The 17867-nt window shown below is 74.0% G+C and carries 15 protein-coding genes; 13 read left to right on the top strand and 2 right to left on the bottom strand.

Annotated features, from left to right (window positions below; genetic code table 11):
- Positions 1–347: 347 nt before the first annotated feature.
- A complete protein-coding gene (locus tag DQ238_RS03155; protein WP_113779840.1) occupies positions 348–1268 on the top strand; it encodes a heme o synthase in 921 nt (306 codons plus the stop codon).
- A 166-nt stretch (positions 1269–1434) separates the two neighbouring features.
- On the opposite strand, the gene DQ238_RS03150 is transcribed toward DQ238_RS03155, so the two are convergent.
- Positions 1435–2370, bottom strand: coding sequence for a heme A synthase (locus tag DQ238_RS03150; RefSeq protein WP_113779839.1), 936 nt, complete (start codon positions 2368–2370; stop codon positions 1435–1437).
- A gap of 111 nt (positions 2371–2481) precedes the next feature.
- Here DQ238_RS03150 and DQ238_RS03145 point away from each other — a divergent pair, with 111 nt between their 5' ends.
- The 9 genes from DQ238_RS03145 to DQ238_RS03105 all read left to right on the top strand — a co-directional run bounded on the left by DQ238_RS03145 (position 2482) and on the right by DQ238_RS03105 (position 12311).
- Complete coding sequence (locus DQ238_RS03145) at positions 2482–5031, top strand: ATP-dependent Clp protease ATP-binding subunit (protein WP_113779838.1); 2550 nt, start codon at positions 2482–2484, stop codon at positions 5029–5031.
- Between the two features lie 157 nt (positions 5032–5188).
- Complete coding sequence (locus tag DQ238_RS03140; protein WP_233495668.1) at positions 5189–6205, top strand: metalloregulator ArsR/SmtB family transcription factor; 1017 nt, start codon at positions 5189–5191, stop codon at positions 6203–6205.
- Positions 6114–7556 carry a Fe-S cluster assembly protein SufB gene (sufB, locus tag DQ238_RS03135; protein ID WP_113779836.1) on the top strand — a complete coding sequence of 481 codons (1443 nt, stop codon included), beginning with the start codon at positions 6114–6116 and terminating at the stop codon, positions 7554–7556. Before DQ238_RS03140 ends, sufB begins: the two co-directional genes overlap by 92 nt.
- On the top strand, positions 7556–8941 hold the full coding sequence (gene sufD, locus DQ238_RS03130) for a Fe-S cluster assembly protein SufD (RefSeq protein WP_113779835.1): 1386 nt from the start codon (positions 7556–7558) through the stop codon (positions 8939–8941). The genes sufB and sufD overlap by 1 nt, the downstream gene beginning before the upstream one ends.
- Before the next feature lie 3 nt (positions 8942–8944).
- Entirely contained in the window at positions 8945–9298 is a 354-nt protein-coding gene (locus DQ238_RS03125; protein WP_113779834.1) for a non-heme iron oxygenase ferredoxin subunit, read from the top strand.
- Between the two features lie 36 nt (positions 9299–9334).
- Positions 9335–10108: a Fe-S cluster assembly ATPase SufC gene (gene sufC / locus DQ238_RS03120; RefSeq protein WP_113779833.1), complete on the top strand. Its 774-nt coding sequence runs from the start codon at positions 9335–9337 to the stop codon at positions 10106–10108.
- Positions 10105–11436 (top strand): cysteine desulfurase, encoded by a 1332-nt coding sequence (locus DQ238_RS03115; protein WP_113779832.1) that lies wholly within the window; start codon positions 10105–10107, stop codon positions 11434–11436. Before sufC ends, DQ238_RS03115 begins: the two co-directional genes overlap by 4 nt.
- A gap of 3 nt (positions 11437–11439) precedes the next feature.
- Entirely contained in the window at positions 11440–11919 is a 480-nt protein-coding gene (sufU, locus tag DQ238_RS03110; RefSeq protein ID WP_113779831.1) for a Fe-S cluster assembly sulfur transfer protein SufU, read from the top strand.
- 44 nt (positions 11920–11963) lie between these two features.
- The gene (locus DQ238_RS03105; protein ID WP_255418008.1) at positions 11964–12311 is read left to right on the top strand and encodes a metal-sulfur cluster assembly factor; all 348 of its coding nucleotides are present in this window, start codon (positions 11964–11966) and stop codon (positions 12309–12311) included.
- 139 nt (positions 12312–12450) lie between these two features.
- Here the strand turns inward: DQ238_RS03105 and DQ238_RS03100 are convergent, their stop codons facing one another.
- The gene (locus DQ238_RS03100) at positions 12451–14589 is read right to left on the bottom strand and encodes a DUF2157 domain-containing protein (protein ID WP_113779829.1); all 2139 of its coding nucleotides are present in this window, start codon (positions 14587–14589) and stop codon (positions 12451–12453) included.
- Between the two features lie 126 nt (positions 14590–14715).
- Between DQ238_RS03100 and DQ238_RS03095 the strand changes: the two genes are divergently transcribed.
- The 3 genes from DQ238_RS03095 (at position 14716) to DQ238_RS03085 (ending at position 17820) form a co-directional block, all read left to right on the top strand.
- Complete coding sequence (locus DQ238_RS03095; protein ID WP_113779828.1) at positions 14716–16317, top strand: ABC-F family ATP-binding cassette domain-containing protein; 1602 nt, start codon at positions 14716–14718, stop codon at positions 16315–16317.
- Positions 16318–16819: 502 nt separating this feature from the next.
- Positions 16820–17047, top strand: coding sequence for a helix-turn-helix domain-containing protein (locus tag DQ238_RS03090; RefSeq protein WP_113779827.1), 228 nt, complete (start codon positions 16820–16822; stop codon positions 17045–17047).
- A complete protein-coding gene (locus DQ238_RS03085; protein WP_113779826.1) occupies positions 17044–17820 on the top strand; it encodes an enoyl-CoA hydratase/isomerase family protein in 777 nt (258 codons plus the stop codon). Before DQ238_RS03090 ends, DQ238_RS03085 begins: the two co-directional genes overlap by 4 nt.
- Positions 17821–17867 lie beyond the last annotated feature (47 nt).

Genomic DNA, 17867 nt, shown 5'->3' with positions numbered 1-17867 from the left:
GGTCGGCCGGTGCGGGACCACCCGGGATGCGGTGACCGTGCGGACCCGGGCGGACGGCGGTGCGTGACCCCAGCGACCGGCCTGGTGTCCCGGACGGCCTGGTGTCCCGGAGCCCGACACGCCGGACCCGGACGCACCGTCGTCATCGACATCGGCCCTACCCGCTCGGTGCCCAGCACCAACGTGACCAGACCCTAGTCATGCCGGCAGTTCCCGGGGGTGGACCAGGGCTACAGTTGTCCCGTTCTCCTGTCCCCGGCCGGAAGGGACCCCGTGCTGTCCAGGTGTCCGGTGGCGCCCTACCCGCGTGTCGCGCCGCCGGGCCCGGCGGCACCCGAGGTGGACAGGTGACGGCGTTGTCCGAGCGACCGGCCCTGCAGGCCCGTCGCCTCTCCGCCGTGGTGCGCGCCTACGTCGCGCTGACCAAGCCGCGGATCATCGAGCTGCTCCTGGTGACGACGCTGCCGGCGATGATGCTGGCCGCCGGCGGCTGGCCGGCCTGGCGGCTGCTGCTGGCCACGATGGCCGGCGGCACCCTCGCCGCCGCCGCGGCCAACGTCTTCAACTGCTGGTACGACCGCGACATCGACCGGCTCATGCACCGCACCGAGCGGCGGCCGCTGCCCACCGGCGAGGTCGGCCCCCGCGCGGCGCTGGTCTTCGGCGTGGTGCTGACCGTCCTGTCGATCGCGCTGCTGTACGCGGCGACCACCCCGCTGGCGGCGCTGCTGGCCGCCGGGGCCATCGCGTACTACGCGGTGCTGTACACCATGGTGCTCAAGCGGCACACCCGGCACAGCACCCTGTTCGGCGGGGTGCCCGGGGCGGCGCCGGTGCTCATCGGCTGGGCCGCGGTCACCGGGTCGCTGGCCTGGCCCGCGGTGGTCTTCTTCGGCGTCGTCTTCTGCTGGCAGCTGCCGCACTTCTGGGCGCTGGCCATGCGCTTCCGGGCCGACTACGCCCGCGCCGAGGTCCCGATGCTGCCGGTGGTGGCGACTCCCCTGTCGGTCGGCCGGCAGACCGTCGTGTGGACCTGGCTGACCGTCGCCGTCTCACTGCTGCTGTGGCCGGTGGCCGGCGCCTTCGGCATCGGCTGGCTCTACACCGCCGCCGCGGCGGGGCTGGGCCTGTGGTTCGGCATCGAGGCCCACCGGCTGCTCGGCCGCATCCGCTCCGGTGCCGATCCCCGGCCGATGCAGCTGTTCCACATCTCGATCTCGTACATGGCGCTGCTGTCGGTCGCGATCATCGTCGACGTCCTGGTCTGATTCGGCGACGCCTCGGCAGACGGGCGCCTTCCCTGCTATCTGGCGGCCCGGTGTGACCAGGTACGACACGTGGTGGGGCCGTGAGGAGCGGGGCCCCGACCCCCTCCAGGGCCTCCCCGAGGGGAGCCAGGAGGGGGTCCTTCGACCGACGAACCGCCGGTGGGGCTCAGTGCGACAGGGGGACGGCAGGCCGCGGTGTCGTCCGGTAGGACGACAATGTCATGGCAGGGCCGCGGACCGACCAGACCAGCCGGGCCGTGAACGCGGTGATCAGCACCGCGCCGAGCACGTGCAGCAGCACGAGCGCGACCGGTAGCCCGGTGAAGTACTGCACGTAGCCGACGACGCCCTGCGCCAGCTGCACGACCAGCAGGTCCCGCGCGGCCCGCCTCACCCGGTCGGGGGCGTCGGTCGCGTACAGGGTCACCAGCAGCGCGACGGTCAGCCCCAGCAGGAGGAAGACCGCGTCGGCGTGCAGCTGGCTGACGGCCTCGACGTCGAACCCCGTGCGGTCGCCGGTGGGCACGCCGGCCTCGTCGACGTCCCCGCTGTGCGGACCGCTGCCGGTCACCAGCGTGCCGAGCACGAGGACCGCGCCGGTGACCACGCCGATGCCGGACACCAGCAGGGCGAGGGGGCGGCGCAGCAGCGGCCGACCCACCCCGGGCTCCCGCGAGCGCAGCCAGAGCACCGTGGCGACCGCCACCAGCACCGTGGACAGCAGGAAGTGCGCCGCCACCGTCCACGGGTTCAGGCCGGTGAGCACCGTGACGCCGCCGAGCAGCGCCTGGGCGGGGATGCCGAGGAAGGAGAGGACGGCGAAGGCGCGCAGGTCGCGGCGCACCGAGCGGAACACCGCCACGACGGTGGCGATCGCGACCGCGGTGAGGACGAAGGTGAGCAGCCGGTTGCCGAACTCGACGGCGCCGTGGCCGGCCAGCTCCGGGGTGGCGACGAAGCTCTCGTCGGTGCACCGTGGCCACGTGGGGCAGCCGAGCCCCGAACCGGTCAGCCGCACGGCCCCGCCCGTGACGACGATGGCGCCGTTGGCGACGGCGTTGGCCAGGGCGATCCGCGAGACGACGGCAGGGGAGACCGGCACGCCCCGATGCTAGGTGGTCGTCCGACCGATCTCCGGCCTCCGGACGGTGATCCCCCGTCGGCACGGGTAGGTGACCGGCGACCGTGCACACCCCCGATCCGGACGGATGTCATGACCAGCGGTTTCTTCCCCGGCCCCTACGGAAGTCCCTTCGACGACTTCTTCGCCCGCTACCTGGGCGGAGGGCAGCAGCCACAGCGACAGCGCGTCGACATCACCCAGTTCCTCAGCCAGCAGGCGCGGGAGCTGGTCAACGCGGCGGCGCGGCAGGCGGTCGCCACCGGCAGCGCCGACCTCGACACCGAGCACCTGCTGCGGGCGATGACCGACGAGGAGCCGACCCGCCACCTCCTCGCCCGCGCCGGCGCCGACCCCGACCAGCTGCGGTCCCAGCTCGACGGGCAGCTGCAGCGGGGCGAGCCGCGCGAGGAGCCGCCGTCGCTCACCCCGGCCGCCAAGCGGGCCCTGCTCGACGCCCACCGCATCTCCCGCGCCCTCGGCTCGACCTACATCGGCCCGGAGCACCTGCTGTTCGCCCTGGCCGTCAACCCCGACTCTCCGGGTGGCCGGGTGCTGCGCGAGCGCGGCGTCACCCCGGAGGCGCTGCAGCAGGCCGCCGCGGGCGCTGGGCAGCCCGGCGGCGGACGTCCCGGCGGCCCCGGACAGCCCCCCTCCAGCACGCCGACGCTCGACGAGTACGGCCGTGACCTCACCGAGATGGCCCGCAACGGCCAGATCGACCCGGTGATCGGTCGGGAGTCCGAGATCGAGCAGACCGTCGAGGTGCTGTCCCGGCGGCGGAAGAACAACCCGGTGCTCATCGGCGAGGCCGGCGTCGGCAAGACCGCGATCGTCGAGGGCATCGCCGCGCAGATCGTCGAGGGCGACGTCCCCGAGACGCTGCGCGGACGGCGGCTGGTCGAGCTCGACCTCACCGGCCTGGTGGCCGGCACCCGCTACCGCGGCGACTTCGAGGAGCGGATCAAGAAGATCATCGACGAGATCCGCGAGCACAGCGACGAGGTGATCGTCTTCATCGACGAGCTGCACACCGTCGTCGGCGCCGGGGCCTCGGAGGGCTCCGGCGGCGCGGGCAACATGCTCAAGCCGGCGCTGGCCCGCGGTGAGCTGCACATCATCGGCGCCACCACGCTCGACGAGTACCGCCGCAACATCGAGAAGGACGCCGCCCTGGAGCGCCGGTTCCAGCCGATCCTGGTCGCCGAGCCCAGCGTCGAGGACACCGTGCAGATCCTGTGCGGGCTGCGCGACCGCTACGAGGCCCACCACGAGGTGCGGTTCACCGACGACGCGATCCGGGCCGCGGTGGAGCTGTCGGACCGCTACATCACCGACCGGCACCTCCCCGACAAGGCGATCGACCTCATCGACCAGGCCGGGGCGCGGGTGCGCCGGCGGGTGAAGACGCCGCCCACCGACCTGCGCGGCCTGGAGCAGGAGGTCGAGCGGCTGCAGCGGGAGAAGGACCAGGCGGTCGCCGCCGAGCAGTACGAGCGCGCCTCCGAGCTGCGCGACCAGCTCGCCGAGGCCCAGCGCCGGCTGGAGGAGGCGCGTTCCGGCGGCGGGCGGTCCGGGGGTGGGTCGGGTGTGCCGGAGGTCGGCGTCGAGGACATCGCCGAGGTGGTCTCCCGGTCCACCGGCATCCCGGTGAACCAGCTCACCCAGGAGGAGATGCAGCGGCTGCTGCAGCTCGAGGAGCACTTGCACCAGCGGGTCGTGGGCCAGGACGAGGCGGTGCGCGTGGTGGCCGAGGCGGTGCGCCGCTCGCGCGTCGGGCTGGGCGACCCGGACCGGCCGATCGGCAGCTTCCTGTTCCTCGGCCCGACCGGCGTCGGCAAGACCGAGCTGGCCCGGGCGCTGGCCGAGGCGCTGTTCGGCGACGAGGACCGGATGATCCGGCTGGACATGAGCGAGTTCCAGGAGCGGCACACGGTCAGCCGGCTGGTCGGCTCCCCGCCCGGGTACGTCGGCTACGAGGACGCCGGGCAGCTCACCGAGGCCGTCCGCCGGCGGCCCTACTCGGTGGTCCTGCTCGACGAGATCGAGAAGGCGCACCCCGACGTCTTCAACACCCTGCTGCAGGTGCTCGACGACGGCCGGCTCACCGATGCGCAGGGCCGCACGGTGGACTTCAAGAACACCGTGCTGATCATGACCAGCAACCTGGGCTCGGAGCTCATCCAGGGCCGCAACGCCCCGCTGGGCTTCGGCAACGGCGACAGCGCGGCGGCCGATGCGGGGCTGCGCGACCGGTTGATGCGGCGGCTGCGGGAGTCCTTCCGGCCGGAGTTCCTCAACCGGATCGACGAGATCGTGGTATTCACCCAGCTGGAGGACCAGCAGCTGCAGCAGATCACCCGGCTGCTGCTCGACGAGACCCGCCGCCGGCTGGCCGCCCAGGACATCGAGGTCGCCTTCACCGACGACGCGGTCGCCTGGATCGCCGAGCACGGCTTCGAGCCGCAGTTCGGCGCCCGGCCGCTGCGCCGGGCCATCCAGCGGGAGGTCGACAACCGGCTGGCCCAGCTGCTGCTCGACGGCCGACTCACCCCGCACCAGCGGGTGACCGTCGACGTGCGCGACGGCGCGCTGGACTTCGTCGTCGACCAGCCCGCGGAGGCCGCCGCGACGGCCGGCTGAGGAACGTCCCCGTCCTCCTTCACTCCGCTCGGGGCGGTGCCCGGGACGGGCCGCGGCGAGCCTCTGGACGGGTCCGGCCCGGGACGGGACCGCCCCGGCGGTCCGGGGTTAGGAGACCCTTGCTTGCGAGCGCGCCGATTTAGGCAACACTCGTGTTGTGGAAAGCAGCTCGGTGCAGGGGGACGGGGCTCCGCCCCGGCTCTCGGCGACCGCCGACGACGGGCGCACCCGGCACCGCGTCAGCGCTCTGCTGCTCGAGCACGGCCCGCAGACCGCGACCGAGCTCGCCGGGCGGTTGGGTGTCTCCCCGACCGCCGTCCGCCGGCACCTCGACGCCCTGGTGGGCACCGGCCGGGTCGAGGAGCGGGCGGGTGGGCCGGGGGGCGGCGCGACCCGGCGCGGGCGGGGCCGGCCCGCGCGGCTGTACCACCTGACCGACGCCGGCCGCTCGGCGTTCCCGCACGCCTACGACGACCTGGCGCTCACCGCGCTGCGCTTCGTCGCCGCGCAGTGCGGCCCCGAGGCGGTCCGGGCGGTGGCCGAGCAGCAGCTCTCGGCGCTGGAACGGCGCTGCTCGACCGCGGTCGAGGCGGCGCCGGACGCCCCGGTCGACCGGGCCCAGGCCCTCGCCGGGGCGCTGACCGCCGAGGGCTACGCTGCCTCGGCCTCGGCGATCTCCAGCGGCGGGCAGCTGTGCCAGCACCACTGCCCGGTGGCGCACGTGGCGGCGGAGTTCCCGCAGCTGTGCGAGGCCGAGACGGCGGTGATCGGCCGGTTGGTGGGCACGCACGTCCAGCGGCTGGCCACGATCGCCCACGGCGACGGCATCTGCACCACCCACATCCCCGGCCCCGTCCGTCGGCCCCGGAAAGCACCCCGTCCCCCTCACCCCTCGCGAGTTCGGGGCGAGCCTCTGGACGGGGTCCTCTCTCACACCGGTGCGGGGAACAGAACGGTCCCCGCACGACCTGTACCAGGTGAGCGAGCAGCGCACCGGCTGCAGACCGGGACGCGCACCGCGTCGTCCACCACCAGCACCACTCGACCCACCCAACCCGCCCTGAACGACCGGGAGAGGACGCATGACCAGCACCCAGCAGCCGGTGACCAGCACTCCGCTGACGCAGGACGAGCAGATCGAGCAGCTCGGCCGCTACCAGTACGGCTGGGCTGACGCCGACGTCGCCGGGGCGTCGGCCCGCCGCGGCGTGGACGAGGACGTCGTCCGGAACATCTCCCGCCGCAAGGACGAGCCCGAGTGGATGCTCGAGCGGCGGCTCAAGGCGCTCAAGCTCTTCGAGCGCAAGCCCATGCCCGACTGGGGCTCGGACCTGTCCGGCATCGACTTCGGCAACATCAAGTACTTCGTCCGCTCCACGGAGAAGCAGGCCACCTCCTGGGACGAGCTGCCGGCGGACATCAAGAGCACCTACGACAAGCTGGGCATCCCCGAGGCGGAGAAGCAGCGGCTGATCGCCGGCGTGGCCGCCCAGTACGAGTCCGAGGTCGTCTACCACAAGATCCGCGAGGACCTCGAGGAGCAGGGCGTCGTCTTCCTCGACACCGACACGGGTTTGAAGGAGCACCCCGACCTGTTCCGCGAGTACTTCGGCTCGGTGATCCCCTCTGGTGACAACAAGTTCGCCGCGCTCAACACCGCGGTGTGGTCGGGCGGCTCGTTCATCTACGTGCCCAAGGGCGTGCACGTGGAGATCCCGCTGCAGGCCTACTTCCGGATCAACACCGAGAACATGGGCCAGTTCGAGCGGACGCTGATCATCGTCGACGAGGGCGCCTACGTGCACTACGTCGAGGGCTGCACCGCGCCGATCTACAAGTCGGACTCGCTGCACTCCGCGGTCGTGGAGATCATCGTCAAGAAGAACGCCCGCTGCCGGTACACGACCATCCAGAACTGGTCGAACAACGTCTACAACCTGGTCACCAAGCGGGCGATCGCCCACGAGGGCGCGACCATGGAGTGGATCGACGGCAACCTCGGCTCCAAGGTCACCATGAAGTACCCGGCGGTGTGGATGACCGGCGAGCACGCCAAGGGCGAGGTGCTCTCCATCGCCTTCGCCGGTGAGGGCCAGCACCAGGACGCCGGCGCGAAGATGGTGCACGCCGCGCCGCACACCTCCTCGACCATCGTGTCCAAGTCGGTGGCCCGCGGCGGCGGCCGCACCTCCTACCGCGGCCTGGTGCAGATCGACGAGGGCGCGCACGGCTCGAAGTCGACGGTGAAGTGCGACGCGCTGCTGGTCGACACCATCAGCCGGTCGGACACCTACCCCTACGTCGACGTCCGCGAGGACGACGTCGCCATGGGTCACGAGGCGACCGTCTCCCGGGTCAGCGAGGACCAGCTGTTCTACCTGATGAGCCGCGGCCTGTCCGAGGACGAGGCGATGGCGATGGTGGTGCGCGGGTTCGTCGAGCCGATCGCCCGGGAGCTGCCCATGGAGTACGCCCTCGAGCTCAACCGCCTGATCGAGCTGCAGATGGAAGGTGCCGTCGGCTGATGCCGTCCGAGAAGTCCAACACCACCGGCCTGACCACGGAGTCGGCCACCCTCGCCGGCGAGCTGTTCGCCGAGGGGGTCGGCACCCAGGCCGGCCCGCCGACCACCCCGGCCGCGGGCACCGGCACCGCCGGCCAGGCCGCTCCGGGGGCGCACTCGCACGGCGGTGCCGTGCCATCAGGTGCAGCGACCTCAGGTGCGGCGGCAGGTGCCGCGACCTCAGGTGCAGCGCCCACCGGCTCCCCGGCCGAGCGGTTCACCTCGACCGACCCCGACGCGTTCGGCGTCCCCACCGGCCGCGAGGAGGACTGGCGCTTCACCCCGATGCGCCGGATCCGCCCGCTGCTGCAGGGTGGACCGTCGGAGGAGCACCTGGACCGGGACGCCGACCTGCCCGAGGGCGTCGAGCTGACCCGTGTCGAGGCCGACGACCCGCTGATCAAGGGCCTGCCCGAGCCGGCCGACTTCCTGGCCGCGCTCGCCCGGCAGCGCAGCGGCGGCGCCGTCGTCGTCCGGGTGCCCGCCGAGGCCCAGCTGGACCGCCCGGTCACCCTGCGGCTGTCGGGCACCGGCTCGGACGACGTCGTGTGGGGCCAGCTGGTCGTCGAGGTGGGCGCGTTCGCGCAGGCGACCGTCGTCCTCGACCACACCGGGCTGGCCCGCTACGCCGGGGGCGTCGCCGTCCTCGTCGGCGACGGCGCACAGGTGAGCCTCGTGTCGGTCCAGGACTGGGCGCCGGGGGCGGTCCACGGCGGCCAGTTCGACGCCGTCGTCGGCCGCGACGCCACGTTCACGCAGGTCGTGGTGACCCTCGGCGGCGACGTGGTCCGGCTGGTCAGCAACGTGCAGTACGCCGGCCCCGGGGGGACGGCGGAGCTGCTCGGCGTCTACTTCTCCGACGAGACCCAGCACCAGGAGCACCGGCTGTGGGTCGACCACGCGGAGCCCAACTGCACCAGCAACGTGCTCTACAAGGGCGCGCTGCAGGGCGAGGGCGCGCGCACGGTGTGGGTCGGCGACGTGCGAATCCGGCCCGCGGCCACCGGCACCGACACCTACGAGCTCAACCGCAACCTGGTGCTCACCGACGGCGCCCGCGCCGACTCGGTGCCCAACCTGGAGATCGAGACCGGCGAGATCGTCGGCGCCGGCCACGCCAGCGCCACCGGCCGGTTCGACGACGAGCAGCTGTTCTACCTCTGCTCGCGGGGCATCGACGCCGAGACCGCGCGCCGCCTGGTCGTCCGCGGCTTCTTCGCCGACGTCGTCTCGCGCATCGGCCTGCCCGAGCTGGTCGACCGCCTGATGGCATCCATCGAGACCCGCCTGGGCGCGCTGCCCGACCTCCCCGTCAACACCGACGAGCAGCCGGTCGAGGTGGCCTGACCGATGCCTTTTCAGCGGGTCTGCGCGCTGTCCGACATCGAGGAGCCCGGGGCGCTGCGGGTGGAGCTGGACGACGTCGACATCGCCGTCGTCCGGTTCGAGGGCGAGGTCTACGCCATCGAGGACCTCTGCTCGCACGCCGAGGTGCCGCTGTCCGAAGGCGAGGTCGAGGAGTTCGGCGGCGCCCCGACCATCGAGTGCTGGCTGCACGGGTCGTGCTTCGACCTGCGCACCGGCGAGCCCACCAACCTGCCGGCCACCGAGCCGGTCGACGTCTACCCGGTCCGCGTGGACGGGGAGGACGTGTACGTCGACACCGAAGCCGACGGCAGCCTCCCGCTCGCGGCCGGTGAGTGAGTGAGTGAGTGAGTGAGTGAAGGAGCGAGAAGAAGAGTGTCCGTGCTGGAGATCCGCGACCTGCACGCCAGCGTCGGTGAGGGAGATGACGCCAAGGAGATCCTCCGCGGCGTCGACCTGACCGTCCGCTCGGGTGAGACCCACGCGATCATGGGGCCGAACGGGTCGGGCAAGTCGACCCTCGCCTACTCGATCGCCGGCCACCCCAAGTACACGATCACCGGCGGCACGGTGACCCTCGACGGCGAGGACGTCCTCGCGATGAGCGTCGACGAGCGGGCCCGCGCCGGCCTGTTCCTCGCCATGCAGTACCCGGTCGAGGTCCCCGGCGTCTCGGTGTCGAACTTCCTGCGCACCGCCGCCACCGCCGTCGAGGGTGAGGCGCCGAAGCTGCGTACCTGGGTCAAGGACGTCAAGACCGAGATGTCGGCCCTGGAGATGGACCAGGCGTTCGCCGAGCGCAACGTCAACGAGGGCTTCTCCGGCGGTGAGAAGAAGCGCCACGAGATCCTGCAGATGCGGCTGCTCAAGCCGAAGATCGCCGTCCTCGACGAGACCGACTCCGGCCTCGACGTCGACGCGCTGCGGGTCGTCTCCGAGGGCGTCAACCGCACCCGCGAGGAGGGGGACGTCGGCGTCCTGCTGATCACCCACTACACGCGGATCCTGCGCTACATCACGCCCGACTTCGTGCACGTGTTCGTGAACGGCCGGATCGCCGACGAGGGCGGCCCAGAGCTCGCGGAGAAGCTGGAGACCGAGGGCTACGCCGCGTACGTCAAGGGCTCGAAGGAGACCGCGAAGGCATGACTCAGACCGTCTCGCGTCCCGCTGTCGGGGCGCGCACCCCGCTGCCCCTGGACGTCGAGGCGATCCGGGCGGACTTCCCGATCCTGTCCCGCACCGTGCGGGACGGAAAGCGGCTGGTCTACCTCGACTCCGGGGCCACCTCGCAGAAGCCCCGCAGCGTCCTGGACGCCGAGCGGGACTTCTACGAGACCTGCAACGCCGCTCCGCACCGGGGCGCTCACCAGCTGGCCGAGGAGGCCACCGCCCGCTACGAGGCGGCCCGGGCCACGATCGCCGCGTTCATCGGCGCTCAGCCTGCGGAGGTCGTCTTCACCCGCAACAGCACCGAGGCGATCAACCTGGTCGCCTACGCGCTGTCCAACGCGGCCACGGCCAAGGAGCCGGCCTTCCGCCGGTACGCCGTCGGCCAGGGCGACGAGATCGTGGTCACCGAGATGGAGCACCACGCCAACCTGGTGCCCTGGCAGCAGCTGTGCGAGCGCACCGGCGCCACCCTGCGCTGGCTCGGGCTGACCGACGACGGCCGGCTGGACCTCTCCGACCTGTCCACCGTGGTCAACGAGCGGACGAAGCTGGTCGCGGTCACCCAGCAGTCGAACATCCTCGGCACGATCAACCCGCTGGACCAGATCGTGGCCCGGGCGCACGAGGTCGGCGCGCTGGTGCTGGTGGACGGCGCCCAGTCGGTGCCGCACCAGCCGGTCGACGTCACCGCGCTCGACGCGGACTTCCTCGTCTTCTCCGGGCACAAGATGCTCGGGCCCACCGGCGTCGGCGTGCTGTGGGGCCGCTACGAGGTGCTCGACGCGCTGCCGCCGTTCCTCACCGGCGGCTCGATGATCGAGGTCGTGCGCATGGAGGGCAGCACCTTCATGCCACCGCCGCAGCGGTTCGAGGCCGGCGTCCCGATGACCGCGCAGGTGATCGGGCTGGCCGCGGCCGTGGAGTACCTGCAGCGGCTGGGCATGGAGAAGGTGCAGGCGCACGAGGAGGCGCTGACCGGCTACGCGCTGGCGAAGCTGGCCGAGATCCCCGGCGTCACGGTGATCGGCCCGCCGGACACCGTGGCCCGCGGCGGCGCGGTCTCCTTCACCGTCGAGGGCATCCACCCGCACGACGTCGGGCAGGTGCTCGACGACCTCGGCGTCGAGGTGCGGGTGGGCCACCACTGCGCCTGGCCGGTGGTGCGCCGCTACGGCGTCCCCGCGACGACCCGGGCGACCTTCTACGTGCACACCGGGTACGACGACGTCGACGCGCTCGCCGACGCCGTCCGGAAGGCCCAGGAGTTCTTCGGCGTTGTCCCCTCCTCGGAGGGGGTGGGCTGAACCGTGCAGCTCGAGTCGATGTACCAGGAGATCATCCTGGACCACTACCGCAACCCGCACGGCCGCGGTCTGCGCGACCCGTTCGAGGCCGAGGTGCACCACGTCAACCCCACGTGCGGTGACGAGGTGACCCTGCGGGTGCACCTGGACGGCGACCGGCTCGCCGACGTCTCCTACGAGGGGATGGGCTGCTCGATCAGCCAGGCGTCGGTGTCGGCGATGCGCGACCTGGTCGTCGGGCGGACGGTGCCCGAGGCGCTGGAGACCGGCGAGCACTTCATGACCCTGATGCAGAGCAGGGGCGACCCGTCGGTGGCCGAGAAGCTCGAGGACGAGCTCGAGGACGCCGTCGCGTTCGCCGGGGTGTCGAAGTACCCCGCGCGCATCAAGTGCGCGCTGATGAGCTGGATGGCCCTCAAGGACGCCTCCGCGCGGGCCCTGTCGGTCACCGACCCCACCACCCCGACGGGAGGGCACCAGTGAGTGAGACCACCGAGAACACGACGTCCGATGCTGCGCCGGCGGAGCTGCCGCCGTACAAGTCGGCGCTGGTCGAGGACGTCGAGGAGGCCATGCGCGACGTCGTCGACCCCGAGCTCGGCGTCAACGTCGTCGACCTCGGCCTGGTCTACGGCATCGACGTCGTCGACGACAGCGACGCCCAGGTCGCGGTCATCGACATGACGCTGACCTCGGCGGCCTGCCCGCTGACCGACGTCATCGAGGACCAGGCCCGCGCCGCGCTCACCGGCGGTCCCGGTCCCGGCCTGGTCGACGATCTCCGGATCAACTGGGTGTGGATGCCGCCGTGGGGCCCGGACAAGATCACCGACGACGGCCGCGAGCAGCTGCGCGCCCTCGGCTTCCGCGTCTGAAAGACCTCTCTGCTCCGCAGGCCCAGCGTGGGGCCCTGCGGAGGGCCACTCCGCCTCCGCGATCATGAAGTCCGGGGAGCGACACGCCGCGAATCGGCCGCGTGCCGCTCCCCGAACTCCGTGATCGCGAAGTGCGGTGTCAGCGCATCTGCGCCACCCAGGCCACCGCCTCGCGGGCTTGCTGCCGCCGCCGCTCGTAGGTGGCGCCGAGCACCAGCAGGACCACCCCGACGACGGCGAGCGTGAGCCAGCGCGGCAGCAGCGGGGCGTACGGCGTCAGCCGGCCCGTGACGACGAGGACCAGCGACGCGGCGCCGACGACGAACGGCGCCTGACAGTGGGTCAGCGTGCCGACGACGGTCAGCGCCGCGGCCGCGACCACGACGAGCACCAGCCGCACCACCGACGGCTCGGCGACCGCGACCAGCGCCGAGGGGACCAGGGCGGTCGCCACGGCCGGCCCCTCCGCCGCCCACGACCGGGCGCCGGCCCGCAGCTGCGGCAGGGCGACCAGCAGCAGGCCAGCCGCGGCCGGCAGCGTGTACGCCTCGGGCGTCTGCACCGAGGCGCCGCCCGCGGCGATCCAGCAGGCGACCACCAGGTCGGTGACGGCCAGCACCGCCACCCGCCGCCGGTGCGCGACGAGCGCGTAGCCCCCGGCCGCGGCACCGGCGAGGCCGAGCTGCAGCGCCGCCTGCCCCCATGCGCCGACCTCCGCGCCGACGAGCGCAGCGACGAGTGCGGCGACCGCGGCCGCCCCGGCAGCCGCCGGCTCTTCCGCGGCGCCGGTCCGGACAGCGGCCAGGGCGAACCCCGCGACGGCCACCAGGACCACGAGCAGCCCCGCGGCGGCCGTGCCCAGCACCCCGCCCTCCAGGGCGAGCAGGACCGCCCCGACCGGGAGCAGCAGGGCGGCGACCACCGCCTCCGGCCGCAGGGCGGGCAGCCGGACGGCGGCCAGCACCGCCGGCACCGTGCCCGCGAGGACGACGAGGGCCAGCGCGCCGAGCCGGTCGTCCAGGTACAGCAGCCCGCTCCCGCCTCCGGTGAGCACCCCACCGCCGGTGAGCAGCCCGGCCAGCGCCGCGCGCCGTCGCACCGCCGGGACCGCTGCGGTCAGCAGGAGAAGGCCCAGTCCCGCCGCGGCGACCCAGCCGGCCGGGCCGCCGTGGGCCAGCGCACCGGTCAGCGCCACGGCCGCGACGCCGGCACCCGTCCCCGCCACCGGCTCGGCGTGCGGCAGGCGCGCGGCCAGCCGTGGCTCCTGCCGCAGCAGCAGCACGACCGCGCCGGCCGCGGCGAGCAGGCCGGTCACCGCCCAGGCGTCGAGCGCCGTCCCGGTCCAGGCGACGCCGGCGCCGCCGAGCGCCGCGACCGCCGCCCACAGCGCCGCCAGTACCTGGGCGACCGGCACCAGCACCGGCCGCAGCCGCAGCAGCACCAGCACGTCGAGCAGCGCGACACCGAGTGCTACGGCGACCGGGGCCCCGGTCAGCTCGACGGCTGACGGCAGCAGCAGCAACGGCACCGGCTGAGCGGCCAGCAGGGCGACGAGGGGCCAGGTGACGGTGCTGCGGGTCAGCCGGCCGAGCGCCGCGGCGACGGCGGCGACGACGGCGCAGGAGACCGCCGTCCACAGCCGCGGTGGCACGTCGCCCAGCCCCCACAGCCCGAGCGCGCGCGCCGCACCGAGGTCGACGGCCAGCAGCGCGGCACCCGCGGCGGCCAGCGCCTCCTCCGTGGCCCGCAGGCCCCGCCGCGCCGTCCAGGCCGAGACGCCGCAGGCGGACGCCGTGACGGTGCCCATCACCGCGGCCTGGAACACCAGGCCCAGGCGGGTCCAGGCCACGGCGACGAAGGCGATCGCCGCGGCCACCACGAGCAGCGCGCCCAGCCCGAGCAGCACCTGCTGAGGGCTGACCCGGCGCGGTGGCGGGGGCACCGGGTGCCGCTCGTCGACCGAGGGCGGCGAGGGCGGCGCCGGCGACGGGGGCGCCACGGTGACCACGGGTGCGGCGACCGACGCAGCGGGGGCCGGGCGCGGTGGCGCAGGCGCGGCCGCGGGAGGCGGCGACGCCGCCGTCCGCAGGACGGCCAGCAGCCGGTCGCGGTCGCGGGCCAGCCCGTCGATGGCCGCGCCGATCCGGGCGACGACGGCGGCCGCCTCGGCGACGGCCGGCAACCCGCAGGAGGGACACGGCGCGGGTCCCCGGCCGGCAGCCGGCCGGCCGCACACCGGGCACGGCGGGCTCCAGGACGGCCCGTTCGTCGAGGTCATGCCGGGGATGGTGGCGTGCCGGCGCGCCGCGTGGCGGCCGGTTCACCCGCCCTGTGGACGCCGGTGCCGCCGACGTCACCCGAAACGCGGTCGGAGCGCACCGGGGGAGCGCCTACCCTGGGATCAGTGATCACGACGACCGGCCTCGAGCTGCGCGCCGGCGCCCGCGTCCTCATCAGCGACGCCACCCTGCGCGTGCAGCCCGGCGACCGCATCGGCCTGGTGGGCCGCAACGGCGCCGGCAAGACCACGACGCTCACCACCCTCGCCGGTGAGCGCCTCCCGCACGCCGGCGAGGTCGCGGTCACCGGGGAGATCGGCTACCTGCCGCAGGACCCCCGCAGCGGCGACCTCGACACCACCGCCAGCGACCGCGTCCTCTCCGGCCGCGGCCTCGACGTCCTGCGCGCGCAGCTGACCAAGGCGCAGATCGCCATGGCCGAACCGGCCGACGACGCCGAGCGCGACCGCGCGGTGCGCCGCTACGGCCGGCTGGAGGACCAGTTCGCCGCCCTCGGCGGGTACGCCGCCGAGAGCGAGGCCGCCCGCATCTGCACCGCCCTCGGCCTGCCCGACCGGGTGCTCGCCCAGCCGCTGCGCACCCTCTCCGGCGGACAGCGGCGCCGCGTGGAGCTCGCCCGCATCCTGTTCTCCGACGCCGAGACGCTGCTGCTCGACGAGCCGACCAACCACCTCGACGCCGACTCCATCACCTGGCTCAAGGGGTTCCTGGCCGCGCACAGGGGCGGGCTGGTCGTCATCAGCCACGACGTCGAGCTGCTCGAGGCCGTCGTCAACAAGGTCTGGCACCTCGACGCCAATCGGGCCACCGTCGACGTCTACAACCTCGGCTGGAAGCCCTACCTCGCCCAGCGCGAGACCGACGAGCGCCGGCGCAGGCAGGAGCGGGCCAACACCGAGCGCAGGATCGAGGCGCTGACCGCGCAGGCGGACCGGATGCGGGCCAAGGCGACCAAGGCCCGCGCCGCGCAGAGCATGGACAAGCGCGCCCAGCGGCTGGCCGCCGGCCTGGAGGCCGTACGGGTGCAGGACCGGGTGGCCCGGCTGCGCTTCCCGACCCCCGCGCCGTGCGGGAAGACCCCGCTCACCGCCCAGGGGCTGTCCAAGAGCTACGGCTCCCTGGAGGTCTTCACCGACGTCGACCTCGCCGTCGACCGCGGCAGCCGGGTCGTCGTCCTCGGCCTCAACGGGGCCGGCAAGACCACGCTGCTGCGCCTCCTGGCCGGCGAGGAGGCCCCCGACACCGGCGAGGTCCGGCCCGGGCACGGCCTGCGGATCGGCTACTACGCCCAGGAGCACGAGACGCTCGACCTCGACCGCTCCCTGCTCGAGGTGCTGCGCGCGGCGGCGCCGCAGAGCACCGACACCGAGCTGCGGCGCGTCCTCGGCGCGTTCCTCTTCTCCGGCGACACCGTCGACCAACGGGCCGGCACCCTCTCCGGCGGCGAGAAGACCCGGCTGGCGATGGCCACCCTCGTCGTCTCCGGCGCCAACGTGCTGCTGCTCGACGAGCCGACCAACAACCTCGACCCGGCCAGCCGCGAACAGGTGCTCGAGGCGCTGCGCACCTACACCGGCGCCATCGTGCTCGTGACCCACGACGAGGGTGCGGTGCGGGCGTTGGACCCGGACAAGGTGATCCTGCTGCCCGACGGCACCGAGGACGCCTGGAGCGAGGACCTCGCCGACCTGGTGGAGCTGGCGTAGTCACCGTCGTCCTACCGGACGACACCGCGGCCACGGACCGTCCCCGGCCTGCGCTGAGCCCCAGAGCCCCGTCCCCGCTCGGGGGAGCCTCCGGCCCCCCGCTCGCAGGGACCCGACACCGCGGCCACGGACCGTCCCCGGTTCGCGCTGAGCCCCAGACCCCCGTCCCCGCTCGGGGGAGCCTCCGGCCCCCGCTCGCAGGGACCCGACACCGCGGCCACGTGCCGTCCCCGGTCCGCGCTGAGCCCCAGACCCCCGTCCCCGCTCGGGGGAGCCTCCGGCCCCCGCTCGCAGGGACCCGACACCGCGGCCACGGACCGTTCTCCGGCAGCTCCGGGTCGCAGTCGATGGAGTGACTCCAACATTTTTCCGTCTCGCCTGGCCGAGCCCGCGTCCCTGGGTGATCATGGGTCGCGGACGCCGGGGTCAGCGGGCCCGGCGTCGAGGGGACGAGCACCGGCGGGCCGGACGGTCCGCAGCCGGTGGGGGACGGAGGGCAGCCATGGCCGACTCGAGCACAGCGGACCTCGGCAAGGGCAAGCGCATCACCGGGGGCGAGCGCACGTCGCTCGCCGACGAGCTGCGCAAGCGGTACGACGGGGGCGAGAGCATCCGGTCGCTGGCGACGTCGACCAACCGCTCCTACGGCTTCGTCCACCGCCTCCTGTCCGAGTCCGGTGCCACCCTGCGCAGCCGCGGGGGAGCCAACCGGAACAGCAGGAAGAGTTGAGCGGGGCAGACCCCGACGGCTGGGTGCGGACGGCGCGGGACGGCGCCGTCCTCACCGTCACCCTCGACCGGCCCGGCCGGCTCAACGCGCAGACCCCCGCCACGTGGGCCGCGCTGGCCGCCGTCGGCGAGTCGCTGGACGACGGGGTGCGGGTGGTCGTGGTGCGCGGCGCCGGCCGGTCGTTCTCGGCCGGGCTGGACCGCAGCCTGTTCAGCACCGACCCCGACACCCCCGGCGGGCTCGGTGAGCTGGCGAGGATGCCCCCGGAGCTGACCCAGGAGCGCATCCGCCGCTACCAGACCGGCTTCCGCTGGCTGCGCTCGCCGGGGATCGTGTCGGTCGCCGCGGTCCAGGGACACGCCATCGGCGCCGGCGCGCAGCTGGCGCTCGCCTGCGACCTGCGGGTGCTCACCGAGGACGCCGCGCTGCGGCTGCCCGAGGCGACCCTGGGGCTGGTGCCCGACCTCACCGGCACCAGCACCCTGGTCGAGCTGGTCGGCTACTCCCGGGCGCTGGAGATCTGCCTGACCGGGCGCGCCGTCGACGCGGCCGAGGCCCGGGCGGTCGGGCTGGCCACCTCCGTCGTCCCGGCCGACCGGCTCGACGCGGCCGTCGCCGAGCTCGCGGCGGCGCTCACCGCGCCGCCGGTGGGCGCCAGCCGGGAGACCGCGGCGCTGGTCCGCTCCGCCGTCCGCAACGACCCGCAGGAGCAGGACGCCGCCGAGCGGGCCGCGCAGACCCGGCGGCTGGCCGAGCTCGCCGGCGGGCGCTGACGCGGCGGCGGACGCCGGGAGACCGCCCGCTGGAACGTCGGTGAGCG

The organism is Geodermatophilus sp. TF02-6 (assembly GCF_003319115.1).
In the GTDB taxonomy this organism is placed as follows: domain Bacteria; phylum Actinomycetota; class Actinomycetes; order Mycobacteriales; family Geodermatophilaceae; genus Geodermatophilus.
This window is presented reverse-complemented; position numbering and strand designations above follow the sequence as displayed.